This window comes from Stenotrophomonas indicatrix (genome assembly GCF_002750975.1).
GTDB lineage: Bacteria > Pseudomonadota > Gammaproteobacteria > Xanthomonadales > Xanthomonadaceae > Stenotrophomonas > Stenotrophomonas indicatrix.
Genome location: NZ_PEJS01000001.1, coordinates 1,706,994 through 1,721,166 on the forward strand (window position 1 = coordinate 1,706,994; position 14,173 = coordinate 1,721,166).

Here is a 14,173-nt window from a genome sequence, read left to right on the forward strand (position 1 = left end):
CGACCTTGGTCGACACAGTAGATCCAGACCATGCGTGGATGCCTTCCCATGCCCGGCGCGGTAGAGCGCCAACCAAGGTTGGCGGCTACCAGGGCGCTGGATCGAGGTTGATCGACTGCGGCAGGGGTTCCTGGGAGCCCGGTAGGTGTCGACCTTGGTCGACACGGTGGGCGCCAACCAAGGTTGGCGGCTACCGGAGCAGGGGCGGCCCGAGGCCGGGGCAGGGCGCTTTTGGTATGCTGGGCAACCGGCTGCGCCGGGCGCAACACTCCCCCTCACTACACGATTCCCGCAGATCCATGAGCGAAGCTACCGATACCCCCCCCGTCGACGAAAACAAGTTGATCGCCGAGCGCCGTGAGAAACTCAAAGCGCTGCGCGGGCAGGGGATCGCGTATCCGAACGACTTCCGTCGCGAGGACTTCGCCGGCAGCCTGCAGGAAGAATTCGCCGATGCGGAGCAGTGGACCGCCGAAACCCTGGAAGGCAACGGCCGCCAGGTGAAGATGGCCGGTCGCCTGATGGCCAAGCGGGTCATGGGCAAGGCCAGCTTCGCCCAGATCCAGGACGAATCGGGCCGCATCCAGCTGTTCCTGCAGGGCAGCGTGCTGGGTGATGCCTACACCGCCTTCAAGGGCTGGGACGTGGGCGACATCATCGCTGTCGAAGGTGGCCTGACCCGCACCAAGACCGGCGAGCTGTCGGTCAAGGCCGAATCGATCCGTCTGCTGACCAAGTCGCTGCGCCCGCTGCCGGACAAGTGGCATGGCCTGGCCGACGTCGAACAGCGTTATCGCCAGCGTTACGTCGACCTGATCGTGACGCCGGAGTCGCGCGCGGTCTTCATCAAGCGCTCGAAGATCATCCGTGCGATGCGTGCATGGCTGGACAACCGCGACTTCCTCGAAGTCGAAACGCCGATGATGCATTACATCCCCGGCGGCGCGGCGGCCAAGCCGTTCACCACCCACCACAACGCGCTGGACCTTGACCTGTACCTGCGCGTTGCGCCGGAGCTGTACCTCAAGCGCCTGACCGTCGGTGGCCTGGAACGCGTCTACGAAATCAACCGCAACTTCCGCAACGAAGGCGTCAGCACCCGCCACAACCCGGAATTCACCATGATGGAACTGTACGAGGCCTATGCCACGTACAACGAGATCATGGACCTGACCGAAGGCGTGATCCGTGACGTGGCACAGTCGGTGAACGGCACCACCGTGGTCGAGTGGGACGGCGCCAACATCGACCTGGGCCCGGCGTTCCGCCGCTGGCGCATGGACGAGGCGGTGCGCCACCACAACCCGGAAATCTCCGCGGCCGACTGCACCGACCGTGACGCGCTGCTGCGCCATTGCGAGCGCCTGAAGATCCGCGTCAAGCCGTCCTACGGCTGGGGCAAGCTGCTGCTGGAGATCTTCGAAGCCACCGTCGAGCACACCTTGATCCAGCCGACCTTCATCACCGATCACCCGGTGGAGGTCTCGCCGCTGGCCCGCGCCAACGACAACGATCCGGGCTATACCGACCGCTTCGAACTGTTCGTAAACGGCAAGGAACTGGCCAACGGCTTCTCCGAGCTGAACGACCCGGAAGACCAGGCCCAGCGCTTCCAGGCGCAGGTGGCGGCGAAGGAAGGCGGCGATGACGAGGCCATGCACTACGACGCCGACTACATCCGTGCGCTGGAGTACGGAATGGCGCCGACCGGCGGCCTTGGCATCGGCGTCGATCGCCTGGTGATGCTGCTGACCGGCAGCAGCTCGATCCGCGACGTGCTGCTGTTCCCGTACATGCGTCCGGAGCAGTAACCGGCGTTTTCGGCGTCCGTTTGTGCGCGTCGTCTCGGTTTGAGACGGCGCCATTGACGCATCCCGCACTCGGCGTATCGTTATTGCACAACCTTGACACCGGCTATGGCTTCATGGGGTCAGGGGAGGCCGCGATGTGGAGAATCCGCTTCACATTGTGACGACGATCATGAATCGGGGAGCTTGTGACGGGAGTCGAGCCGATGCAGGGTGCCAGCGTGCACAGCGGCGGGGTATCCTCGCCCGCTGACCTTTCAGCATGGTCGAGAAAGCAGGCAGAGAACGCCTTGAACATCGTCATCGTCGATGACCAGACTTCCGCACGGACGATGCTCCGTCACGTCATCGAGGACATCGCGCCGGAACTGAGCGTGCATGACTTCGGCGATCCGTTGACGGCGTTGGCATGGTGCGAATCGTACCCGGTCGACCTGCTGCTTCTCGATTACCGCATGCCGGAGATGGACGGGCTGGAGTTCGCCCGCCGCTTCCGCCGGCTGCCCAAACATCGCGATATTCCGGTGATCCTGATCACCGTGGTGGGTGATGAGCCGATCCGCCAGGCAGCACTGGAAGCCGGCGTGATCGATTTCCTGGTCAAGCCGATCCGCCCGCGCGAACTGCGCGCACGCTGCTACAACCTGTTGCAGCTGCGCCAGCAGACCGAGAACGTGAAGCAGCGTGCGCTGTCGCTGGAGCAGCGGCTGCTGGCCAGCATGCACGAGGTGGAGGAGCGCGAGCGCGAGACGCTTTCGCGGCTGGCGCGTGCGATCGAGTTCCGTGATGCCGGCACCAGTGCCTACCTTGAGCGCATGGCGCGCGTGGCTGGCCTGATCGCCGAGCAGCTGGGCCTGCCGGAAGACGACGTCAAGCTGATCGAGATGGCCGCGCCGCTGCACGACATGGGCAAGATCGCCATTCCCGATGCGGTGCTGCTCAAGCAGGGCAAGCTCAATGATGAGGAGCTGGCGATCATGCGCCGGCATCCACGCATTGGCCATGAACTGCTCAGTGGCAGCCAGAACCGCTTCATCCAGGTCGGTGCATTGATCGCGCTGCGTCACCATGAGCGCTACGACGGCAGTGGTTATCCCGATGGCCTGGTCGGCGATGCGATTCCGCTGGAGGCACGCATCGTCGCTGTGGCCGACGTGTTCGATGCGCTGATCTCGCCGCGCCCCTACAAGGAAGCGTGGACGATGGAAGCCACCATGGCCTACCTGTATGCCCAGCGCGGGCGCCTGTTCGATCCGCGTTGCGTGGACGCGTTGCTGCGCGGTCGTGAGCAGCTGGAACAGATCTGCGCCGAGCACTCCACCGCCTCTGCACGGCCGGGACTGGGCGCGTGAAACGCCTGCTGTCGCGATTGCGGTTGCGCCTGTCCCAGCGGCAGGACAGCGAGCACGGGCAGCAGATCGTCCGCATCGTCCTGATCAGCCTGATCCTGGCTTACGTGCTGCTGCCTTCGGCGCGGCACGATCTGCCGCACACCCAGTATGTCGGTGTGCTGGCGATCGTGTTGACGGGGCTGAGTCTGTCGCTGCTGTTGTTCGGCTGGCTGCTGTGGCGGCCGCAGCGTTCCGATCCGCGCCGCGTACTGGGCATGCTGGCCGACTACGGCCTGATCGCTGCCGGCATGATCCAGATGGGCGAGCCGCTGTCGTGGGTCTACATCGTGGTGATGTGGGTGACGGTGGGCAACGGCATGCGCTTCGGCAACCACTACCTGTATGTGGCCGTGGCGATGGCGATGGTCAGCTTCGGCAGTACCGCGCTGTCGACCCCCTATTGGCAACAGAACGCACGCCTGGCCATCGGCCTGTGGCTTGGCCTGGCGGCGGTTCCCCTGTATTTTTCCACGCTGCTGCGGCAGTTGACCGAAGCGATGGCCGAGGCGCGGCGCGCCAGCGAAGCCAAGAGTCGATTCCTGGCCAACATGAGCCACGAGTTTCGTACCCCACTCAATGGATTGAATGGCATGACAGAAGTGTTGGCGACCACGCGCCTGGATGACGAGCAGCGTGAGTGCGTGAGTACCATCCAGGCGTCATCGCGCAGCCTGCTGGCGCTGGTCGAGGAAGTGCTGGACATCTCGGCGATCGAGGCCGGCAAGCTGCGCGTGGTCGCCGAGGATTTCGTTCTTTCCGAAGTGATGCAGGCGATCGGCCTGATCCTGTTGCCGCAGGCCAAGGCCAAGCGCCTGGACTACCGGGTGAAGGTGGCCGAGACCGTGCCGCCGACCCTACGCGGCGACGTCGGGCATCTGCGGCAGATCCTGCTCAACCTGGCCGGCAACGCGGTCAAGTTCACCGATCACGGCCGGGTCGAGATCCGCGTCAGCGTTGTCCACGCCGACACCCAGGGTGGGGTGCGGCTGCGCTTCGACATTCTCGACACCGGCATCGGCGTTGCACCGGCGATGCGTCCGCGTCTGTTCGAGGCCTTCGAGCAGGCCGACGTCAGCATGGCCCGCCGCCATGAGGGTACCGGCCTGGGCACGACCATCGCCAAGGGGCTGGTGGAAGCCATGGACGGCGAGATCGGTTACCTGGACAACCCGCCGCAGGGCAGCCACTTCTGGGTGGAACTGCCGTTCGCGCCGCCGCAGCCGGTGGTCCCGGGAGCGGTACCGACCCTCGCGGCTGGCGACGAAACCGGTGCCGGCGGCAACGTCATCGCCTTCGCCGATCCGTTCCTGCGCCATCGCGCGCGCGTGCGCAGCATGCAGATCCTGGTCGCCGACGACCACGAGGCCAACCGCATGGTGCTGCAGCGGCTGCTGCAGAAGGCCGGGCACAAGGTGCTGTGCGTCGATGGTGGCGAGGCGGTGCTGGATGCACTGGCTGAAAGCGAGTTCGATGCGGCCATCGTCGACCTGCACATGCCGGGCATGAGTGGCCTGGACATGCTGAAGGAGCTGCGGGTGATGCAGGCTGGCGGCGGCCCGCGCACGCCGGTGCTGGTGCTCAGCGCCGACGTCACTCCCGAAGCCATCCAGCGCTGTACCCAGGCCGGTGCACATGCGTTCCTGGCCAAGCCCGTGGTGGCCGTGCGACTGCTGGACACCCTGGCCGAGATTGCCAACAACGCTCAGCTCAAGGCCAGTGCGCCGCCGATCGTGCGCACCGTCACCAACCTCGATGGCGTGCTCGATACCGGCGTGCTTGATGAGCTGGCGTCGCTGGGAATGGGCGAGGGTTTCGAGCGCGAGTTCATCCGCCAGTGCCTGGACGATGCCGAATCGTGCCTGCGCAAGGCCGAAGGTGATGGTGAAGCGGCACGCTGGGGTGCTTTCCGCGAACAGTCGCATGCGATCAAGGGCGTGGCCAGCAATCTGGGCCTGGTGCGCGCGTCCAACCGCGCCGGTGAGTTGATGCGGATGGCCGACTGGCAGCTCAAGGCCGAATGGCGGCAGCGTCTTGCGGTGCTGCAGGGGGCCATCAAGGAAGGCCGGCAGGCGCTGGATGCGCGCGCCGAACGCAAGGCACGCGGCGTGGCCGACGACGGCGAGCGGTAGAGCCGGGCCTGCCGGGCCTGCCGGGCCTGCGCGGCGGGTTGTCGATAACTGCGCGCCGCATAAAAAAAGCCCGGTGGCCAGCCGGGCTTGAACCCTGCGGGGGAGGGGAACGTATCAGGCCACATCCAGATTGGCGCGTCGGGTCTGCGCTTTGATCAAACGGTCCATGGTGCGCAGCGAACGATCGCCCAGGGCCAGTGCCGAATCGACCCAGACCTTGGTGATTTCCAGCAGTTCGTCATAGCTGACCGCCTGTGCCAGGTTGCGCGCGGCGTTCATTGCCAGGTACGACTGCGGCAGGCGCTGCTGCTGGCGGATCATCTCTTCGACCGCGCCGCGGCCTTCACCTTTCCTGACCAGCACGTCGACCACGCCCATCGCGTGCATCTCCTCGGCGCTGTAGATACGGCCATCGAGGATGATCTTCTCGGCCAGCTGCGGCGCCACCCGGCGGCACAGGAACGAGTAGGCGCCCATGCCCGGGAACAGGCCGAACAGCACTTCGGGCAGGCCCATGCCGCACCCTTCCTCGGCCACGATGGTGTGGCAGGCCAGGGCCATTTCCAGGCCACCGCCCAGCGCATCGCCCTGGATCAGGGCGATCGAGCGGACGTCGCCGCCGAAGCCGGTGTGCAGGTGGTGAACGCCCTCCACGCAGCGTTGGGCGTAGGTCAGCAGCAGGTCGCGGTTGCCTTCGCGGATCAGGCGGGTGAACAGGTCCAGGTCGCCGCCCAGGTTGTAGGCGGCGGCGTCGGAGGCCAGCACGAAATGGCGCAGCTGGCCGCTGTGGCGCTGCGCCGGCCCGCGGGTGATGGCGCTCATGTAGCTCCACATCTCGTCCAGCATGTCCTTGCGGCAGCAGGGACGCACGCCGGTGGAGGCATCGGCGTGCATGAACAGCCAGTGTGCGGCGCCGTCGGCGCTGTCCTGGGTGCGGATGGTGGCATAGGGCGAGCCGCTGCTTGGCAGCTTTTCGATGGTACTCATGGAAGGGTCCTCGGCGGTGCGGCCCGCAGATCAAGGTGGTGGCCGGCGGGCCGAACGGTCCACTCACGCGGCGATGCTACACCGGCCCCGGGCCGGCGCATGCGAAAAGGCCCGGGTCGTTGCCGACCCGGGCCTGAGCGCGTTCAACTTTCCCGAAACCCTTACGGGGCGGGCGTATCGCGGAGTTCGCGACGCAGGATCTTGCCGACGTTGGTCTTCGGCAGCTCTTTTCGGAATTCAACGATTCTGGGGTGCTTGTAGCCGGTCAGGTTGGCCCGGGCGTGCTCCTTGACCATCTCGGCGGTCAGGTTCGGGTCCTTCTTGACGATGACCACCTTGACCACCTCGCCGGACTTCTCGTCCGGTACGCCGACCGCGGCCACTTCCAGCACGCCCGGCATCATCGCGATCACGTCCTCGACTTCATTGGGGTACACGTTGAAGCCGGACACCAGGATCATGTCCTTCTTGCGGTCGACGATGTAGAAGAAGCCGTGCTCGTCCATCTTCGCCATGTCGCCGGTGTGCAGCCAGTCGTCGGCGTCGATGGCCTTGGCGGTTTCCTCCGGGCGCTGCCAGTAGCCCTTCATCACCTGCGGGCCGCGGATGCACAGTTCGCCCACTTCGCCCAGCGCCAGGATGTTGCCGTTGTCGTCCTTGATGCAGGCATCGGTGGACGGAATCGGCAGGCCGATCGAGCCGTTGTACTCGGCCAGGGTAAGCGGGTTGATGCAGGCCGCCGGCGAGGTCTCGGTCAGGCCGTAGGCCTCGACCAGGGTGACGCCGGTGGTCTTCTTCCAGCGCTCGGCGACCGCACGCTGCACGGCCATGCCGCCGCCCAGGGTCACCTTCAGCGAGGAGAAATCGACGGTATCGAAGCCAGGGGTGTTCAGCAGGCCGTTGAACAGCGTATTGACGCCGGTGATCGCGGTGAAGCGCACCGACTTGAGCTCCTTGACGAAGCCCTTCATGTCACGTGGATTGGTGATCAGGTGGTTGCAGCCACCGAACTTCATGAAGACCAGGCCGTTCGCCGTCAGCGCGAAGATGTGGTACAGCGGCAGGGCGGTGATGATCCATTCCTTGCCCATCTCGATGCCCGACGCGCTGATCCAGGCCGAGGCCTGCTGCATGTTGGCGATCAGGTTGCGGTTGGTCAGCATCGCACCCTTGGCCACACCGGTGGTGCCGCCGGTGTACTGCAGGAATGCCACGTCGTCATGGTCGATCTCGACCTTCGGCAGGGTGTGGCGGCTGCCCAGCTTGAGCGCCTGCTTGAAGCGGATCGCGCCCTTCAGATGGTAGTTGGGCACCATCTTCTTGATGTACTTAAGCACGAAGTTGACGATCGTGCCCTTGGCGCCGAGCAGGTCGCCCAGGCCGGTGGTGATGACCTGCTTGACCTGGGTATCGGCGATGACCTGTTCGACGGTGTCGCCGAAGTTGTCCACCACCACCAGCGCGGTCACGCCGGCGTCGACCAGCTGATGCTTCAGCTCGCGCGCGGTGTACAGCGGGTTGACGTTGACCACGGTCAGGCCGGCACGCAGCACGCCGAAGGTGGCGATCGGGTATTGCAGGCAGTTGGGCATCATCAGGGCGACGCGGTCGCCCTTCTTGAGCTTCAGCTCGCCCAGCAGGTAAGCGGCGAACTGTTCTACCAGGGCGTCGGTCTCACCGTAGGTGAGGGTCTTGCCGAAACTGGAGTAGGCCGGTCGGTCGCGGTACTTCGCGACGGAGGCGTCGAAGACCGAAACTACCGAATGGAACTCGTTGACGTCGATTTCGGCGGGAACGCCTTTCGGATAGCTCTGCAGCCAGGGACGATCCAGACTCATATTCCCCCTCCAGGAATCGTAATGATGGGTGCGGCGCGGACAGTATCCGCCAGAACCGCTCTCCGCAGCATACCGTCCCGTAGGGAAAACGCGAAGAGGGTGGACACTGCGCGGCCGTATGCGCCAAAAGCCGCCGGGCATGGCCCGGCGCGACCGAAGGCAAAGCCCGCCTGGTAGCGCCGGGCCATGCCCGGCGGATGTTTCCGATGTCCGGAGACTCAGCTCTTGTTGCGCACCGGCGCGCCGTTGGCCTTGTAGTACGCAGCCGTGCTGCGCGGCAGCGGGGCGCGGCCACGGATCACATCGGCCAGCTTCTCGGCGATCATGATGGTCGGTGCGTTGAGGTTGCCGGTGACCACCTGCGGCATGATCGAGGCATCGACGATGCGCAGGGCTTCCAGGCCGTGCACGCGGCCCTGGCCGTCAACCACCGCCATCGGATCATCGGCGTGGCCCATCTTGTTCGAGCACGACGGGTGGTAGGCGGTCTCGGCATGCTCGCGCACGAACGCATCGATCTGCGCGTCGGTCTGCAGCGCGCTGCCCGGCGAAATCTCGCGGCCGCTGTACGGCGCCAGCGCCGGCTGCGCGAAGATCTCGCGGGTGATCCGGATTGCCGAGCGGAACTCGCGCCAGTCCTGGTCGTGCGACATGTAGTTGAACAGGATGCTGGGATCTTCGCGCGGATCCTTCGAGCGCACGTGGATGCGGCCGCGGCTGGGCGAGCGCATCGAGCCGACATGCATCTGGAAGCTGTGCGCCTTGATCGGGTTGGAGCCGTTGTAGTTGATCGCCACCGGCAGGAAGTGATACTGCAGGTTGGGCCAGTCGAATTCGGCATCGCTGCGGATGAAGCCGCCAGCTTCGAACTGGTTGCTGGCGCCGATGCCGGTGCCCAGGAACAGCCATTCGGCGCCGATCGCCGGCTGGTTGTACAGCTTCAGTGCCGGGGCCAGCGAGACCGGCTTCTTGCACTCGTACTGCAGGTACATCTCAAGATGGTCCTGCAGGTTGGCGCCGACGCCGGGCAGGTGGTGCACCAGGTCGATGTCCAGGCTGCGCAGCAGGTCGGCCGGGCCGACGCCGGAGCGCTGCAGGATCTGCGGCGAGGCGATGGCACCGCCGCAGAGCAGCACTTCGCGGCGTGCGGTGGCGCGCTGCGGCTGGTCGTTGTGCAGCCACTGCACGCCCACCGCGCGCTTGCCCGAGAACAGGATGCGGTCGGTCAGCGCGTGGGTGACGATGGTCAGGTTCGGGCGCGGCTTGGCCAGATCCAGGTAGCCACGGGCGGTGCTGGAACGACGGCCCTTCGGCGTGACGGTGCGGTCCATCGGACCGAAGCCTTCCTGCTGGTAGCCGTTGAGGTCGTCGGTGCGCGGGTAACCGGCCTGCACGCCGGCCTCGACCATCGCCGCGAACAGTTCGTTGTTGCCGGCCTTGGGCGTGGTGACGCGCAGCGGGCCGTCGCCGCCGTGGTAGTCGTTCGGGCCGATGTCACGGGTTTCGGCCTTGCGGAAGTACGGCAGGCAGTCCAGGTAGGTCCAGTCTTCCAGGCCCGGCATGCCGGCCCAGTTGTCGTAGTCCATCGCGTTGCCGCGGATGTAGCACATGCCGTTGATCAGCGACGAACCGCCCAGGCCCTTGCCACGACCGCAATCCATCCGGCGGTTGTTCATGAAGGGCTCGGGATCGGTCTTGTACGCCCAGTTGTAGCGCTTGCCCTGCAACGGGAAGGCCAGTGCGGCGGGCATCTGGGTGCGGAAATCGAGCCGGTAGTCCGGGCCACCGGCTTCCAGCAGAAGCACGCTGACATCGGCATCTTCGGTGAGGCGGGTGGCCAGCACGTTGCCGGCCGAACCGGCGCCGATGATGATGTAGTCGTACTCGTTATGGGTGCTCATGGTTGCTCTCCTGCAGGCCGGGCGCGCTGCATGCAGGCGTCCCGGCGGAATGTCGGATCGGCGCGGTGGCCGGACGATGGGCGGTGCTCAGGACGCGCCGGTCAGAACACGCTGGCGTAGTCGCCCAGTTCGACCTGCACCGACTTGATGCGGGTGTAGTGGCCGAGGGTGGAGATACCGTTCTCGCGGCCAACGCCGGACTGCTTATAGCCGCCGACCGGCATTTCCGCCGGCGACTCGCCCCAGGTGTTGATCCAGCAGATACCGGCTTCCAGGCGATGGATGATGCGGTGGGCGCGGCTGATGTCCTTGCTGACCACACCTGCGGCCAGGCCGAAGGTGGTGTCGTTGGCGCGACGCACCACTTCGTCCTCATCGTCGTAGGCAAGGATGCTCATCACCGGCCCGAAGATCTCTTCGCGGACAATCGTCATGTCGTCGCGGCAGTCGGAGAACACCGTCGGCAGCACGTAGGCGCCGTCGGCCAGGGCACCGTCGGTGGCACGACCGCCGCCGGTCAGCAGGCGCGCGCCTTCGCTCTTGCCGCTTTCGATGAAGCGCAGCACGTTTTCCATGTGCGGGAAGCTGGTCAGCGGGCCGAAGTTGGTCTCGGCGGCCATCGGGTCGCCGATGCGGATGCGCTTGACGCGCTCGACCACGGCAGCTTCGAACGCGGCCAGCATGCTGCGCGGCACGAACACGCGGGTGCCGTTGGTGCAGACCTGGCCGGAGCTGAAGAAGTTGGCCATCACCGCGATGTCGGCGGCACGGTCCAGATCGGCGTCGTCACAGATCACCAGCGGCGACTTGCCGCCCAGTTCCATCGTCACTTCCTTCAGCGACGAGGACGCGGCGCTGGCCATGACCTTCTTGCCGGTGGCCACGCCGCCGGTGAAGGAGATCTTCTCGATCACCGGGTGCTCGGTCAGCCAGTTGCCGATCTCGCGGCCCGGGCCCTGCACGACGTTGAACACGCCGTCCGGCACGCCGGCTTCGGTGTAGATCTCGGCGAGTTTGATCGCGGTCAGCGGGGTCACTTCGGACGGCTTGAAGACCATTGCATTGCCGGCGGCCAGGGCCGGGGCCGACTTCCACATGGCGATCTGGATCGGGTAGTTCCAGGCGCCGATGCCGGCGACCACGCCCAGCGGCTCGCGGCGGGTATAGAAGAAGCTCGATTCGCGCAGCGGCAGCTGGATGCCTTCGATGGCGGTGGCCAGGCCGGCGTAGTACTCCAGCACGTCGGCACCGGTGACGATGTCCACCGTGGTGGTTTCGGCCAGCGCCTTGCCGGTATCCAGGGTTTCCAGGTGGGCCAGCTCGTCGTTGCGCTCGCGCAGGATCTCGACGGCACGGCGCAGGATGCGCGAGCGCTCCATGGCGGTCATCGCTGCCCACACCTTCTGGCCTTCGCTGGCGCTTTCAACGGCGCGTTCGACATCGGCCTGGCTGGCGATCTGCACGTCGGCCAGCACCTGGCCATTGGCAGGGTTGACGGTCTGGAAGGTCTTGCCGCTGGTGGCGTCGACGCGGCGGCCGTGGATGTACAGCTGTTGCACGGGCAGGGTGGTCATCGGCTTGCTCCTGGAAGGGATGGGGCGGGGTCGTGGCGCGCTCAGGGCGCGTTGGCCTGCAATTGGAAATCGATGTAGCCGTAGGCGATGCGGCGCGCCTTGTCGGCGTTGAAGTCACCACCGACCAGGCTGCCGCGCAGCCACAGGCCGTCGATCATCGCGGCCAGCCCGCGTGCGGACAGGCGTGCCTGTGCATGCGGCAACTGGCGGTTGAACTGATGGCAGAGGTTGGAGAACAGTCGCTGGTCGTTGGCGCGCTGCAGCCGCGCAAGTTCCGGCTGATGCATGCTGGCGGCCCAGAAGGTCAGCCATACGCGCATGGCGGTCCCGTTGGTCTGGCTGTCGTCGAAGTTGCCATCGACGATGGCGCGAAGCTGTGAACGTGCGTCGCCGGCGGCGGCGTCGCGATAGCGGGCAACGGCTGCCTTCAGCTCGCGCAGGATCTGCCGCATCGCCGCATTGAGCAGGCCGTCCTTGTCGCCGAAGTAATGGGCGACGATGCCGCTGGACAGGCCGGCCTTCCTTGCGATGGTGGCGACGGTGGCATCGGCCATGCCGATCTCGTCGATGGTCTGGAAAGTGGCCCGGATCAGCTGCTCGCGGCGGACCGGTTCCACGCCTTTCTTCGGCATTGTCTCTCCACGGATTGCGACCCGGAATGCCGGGCTGGTGAAGATCATACTTTTTATTGATTGAACGTTCAATCAATAAACCCTACGATGCCGGTCGCGCCCCCACGCCATGGGCCCGGCTTCCGGTCCGGCCCCGCCCATGTGCCCCCTTGGACTGATGAGACGACCCCATGTCTTCCCTGGCTCATCCCAAGCGCTCGCCCCTGCGCTTGAACCGTTTCGTGTTCTTCAGTTCGTCGGTCTCCATCGGCATCCTCGGTGCGTTGACCGTGTTCTTCCCGGAGGCCAGCGAGCACTGGCTGCAATGGGCACAGGCCGAGGTCTCGGCGGCGTTCGGCTGGTGGTACATGCTGCTGATCGTGGCCTGCCTGGGCTTCGTGCTGTGGCTGGCGTTCTCGCCGTATGGGCGCATCCGCCTGGGCCATAACGAGGAATCGCCGGCGTTCGGCTACGTGGCCTGGGTGTCGATGCTGTTCTCGGCCGGCATCGGCATCGCGCTGCTGTACTACGGCGCCTACGAGCCGCTCGATCATTTCCTCAACCCGCCCGGGCAGCCCGGCGGCACCGTCGCCGCGGGCCGCGAAGCGATGGTGCTGACCTTCCTGCACTGGGGCCTGCATGGCTGGGCGCTGTACGCGCTGGTCGGCGTGGCGCTGGGCTACTTCGCCTACCGCCGCAACCTGCCGCTGGCCCTGCGTTCGGCGCTGTACCCGATCTTCGGCGAGCGCATCCATGGCCGCATCGGCGACATGGTCGATGGCTTCGGCATCCTCGCGACGCTGATCTCGATGGTCACCAACCTCGGCATCGGTGCACTGGTGGTGCAGTCCGGCCTGGTCTACCTGTTCCACATCCCGGATACGCCGCAGGTGCTGGTGGCGATCGTGCTGGTGATGATGGCCGTGGCCACCATCGGCGTGGTTGCCGGCGTGGAGAAGGGCATCGCCTGGCTGTCCAACCTCAACGTGCGCCTGCTGTGCCTGCTGCTGCTGTTCGTGCTGGTGACCGGGCCAACCCTGCACCTGTTCGATGGCCTGGTGCAGAACACCGGCGATTACCTGGGCGCGTTCGTGCGCAAGAGCTTCGACATGTACCTCAACGACCCGAAGGGGCGTGAGTGGATGGGCTCGTGGACGTTGTTCTACTGGGCGTGGTGGATTGCCTGGGCGCCGTTCGTGGGCCTGTTCGTGGCGCGCATCTCGCGCGGCCGCACCATCCGCGAAGTGATCATGGGCGTACTGTTGATCCCGCTGGGCTTCACCCTGGCGTGGCTGTCGATCTTCGGCAACACCGCCATCGACCTGGTGCTGAACCATGGCCAGGCGGTGCTGGGCCAAGTGGCTCAGCACGATGCGGCGATGACCCTGTTCAAGCTGCTGGAATACTTGCCCGCGGCGCCGTACATCGCTGGTGCGGCAGTGGTCATTGGTTTCGTGTTGTTCCTGACCCCGGTCGATTCGGGCACGCTGATGATCGCCAACCTGTGCACCCGGCGTGTCGATGATGGCGTGGAGGATGGGCATGACGCGCCGATCTGGCTGCGCGTGTTCTGGGCGGCGGGCATTACCGTGGCCAGTGTCGGCCTGTTGCTGGCCGGCAACTTCAGCGCGATGCAGACGGCGGTGGTGCTGTGCGGCCTGCCGTTCTCGTTCATCCTGGCGTTCTACATGTGGGGCCTGCTGAAGGCGCTGCGTACCGACCCGGACGCGCCGCGACGATAGGTGGCGCCGGGCCGCCACGCCCGGCGAGCAGCAAAGAAAAGGGCCGGATCTGTGAGGATCCGGCCCTTTTCGTTGTTTCCGGGATCCGCCGGGCATGGCCCAGCGCTACCCGTTACCTGGCAGCCAGCTGGCGCAGCACGTACTGCAGCAGGCCACCGTGGTGGGCGAGGAGGCGCGCTTGCGAACCACGGG

The 14,173-nt window shown here is 65.8% G+C and carries 9 protein-coding genes; 4 read left to right on the forward strand and 5 right to left on the reverse strand.

The annotated features are described in order from the left end of the window. Positions 1–299: 299 nt before the first annotated feature. The 3 genes from lysS (at position 300) to CR918_RS07955 (ending at position 5,328) form a co-directional block, all read left to right on the forward strand. Entirely contained in the window at positions 300–1,811 is a 1,512-nt protein-coding gene (gene lysS, locus CR918_RS07945; protein ID WP_025878944.1) for a lysine--tRNA ligase, read from the forward strand. Positions 1,812–2,014: 203 nt separating this feature from the next. Beyond that, positions 2,015–3,160 carry a cyclic di-GMP phosphodiesterase response regulator RpfG gene (gene rpfG, locus CR918_RS07950; protein ID WP_025878945.1) on the forward strand — a complete coding sequence of 382 codons (1,146 nt, stop codon included), beginning with the start codon at positions 2,015–2,017 and terminating at the stop codon, positions 3,158–3,160. Next, positions 3,157–5,328, forward strand: coding sequence for a response regulator (locus CR918_RS07955; protein ID WP_032975476.1), 2,172 nt, complete (start codon positions 3,157–3,159; stop codon positions 5,326–5,328). Before rpfG ends, CR918_RS07955 begins: the two co-directional genes overlap by 4 nt. 114 nt (positions 5,329–5,442) lie before the next feature. Here the strand turns inward: CR918_RS07955 and CR918_RS07960 are convergent, their stop codons facing one another. The 5 genes from CR918_RS07960 to betI all read right to left on the reverse strand — a co-directional run bounded on the left by CR918_RS07960 (position 5,443) and on the right by betI (position 12,260). Further along, the gene (locus CR918_RS07960) at positions 5,443–6,315 is read right to left on the reverse strand and encodes a crotonase/enoyl-CoA hydratase family protein (protein WP_025878947.1); all 873 of its coding nucleotides are present in this window, start codon (positions 6,313–6,315) and stop codon (positions 5,443–5,445) included. Between the two features lie 161 nt (positions 6,316–6,476). Further along, positions 6,477–8,153: a long-chain fatty acid--CoA ligase gene (locus tag CR918_RS07965; RefSeq protein WP_025878948.1), complete on the reverse strand. Its 1,677-nt coding sequence runs from the start codon at positions 8,151–8,153 to the stop codon at positions 6,477–6,479. Between the two features lie 218 nt (positions 8,154–8,371). Next, the gene (gene betA / locus CR918_RS07970) at positions 8,372–10,054 is read right to left on the reverse strand and encodes a choline dehydrogenase (RefSeq protein WP_059064112.1); all 1,683 of its coding nucleotides are present in this window, start codon (positions 10,052–10,054) and stop codon (positions 8,372–8,374) included. A 101-nt stretch (positions 10,055–10,155) separates the two neighbouring features. After that, positions 10,156–11,628: a betaine-aldehyde dehydrogenase gene (gene betB, locus CR918_RS07975; RefSeq protein ID WP_099783888.1), complete on the reverse strand. Its 1,473-nt coding sequence runs from the start codon at positions 11,626–11,628 to the stop codon at positions 10,156–10,158. A gap of 41 nt (positions 11,629–11,669) precedes the next feature. Beyond that, the gene (gene betI, locus CR918_RS07980) at positions 11,670–12,260 is read right to left on the reverse strand and encodes a transcriptional regulator BetI (protein ID WP_025878951.1); all 591 of its coding nucleotides are present in this window, start codon (positions 12,258–12,260) and stop codon (positions 11,670–11,672) included. Between the two features lie 170 nt (positions 12,261–12,430). Here betI and CR918_RS07985 point away from each other — a divergent pair, with 170 nt between their 5' ends. Next, complete coding sequence (locus tag CR918_RS07985) at positions 12,431–13,981, forward strand: BCCT family transporter (protein WP_088101333.1); 1,551 nt, start codon at positions 12,431–12,433, stop codon at positions 13,979–13,981. Positions 13,982–14,173: the final 192 nt, after the last annotated feature.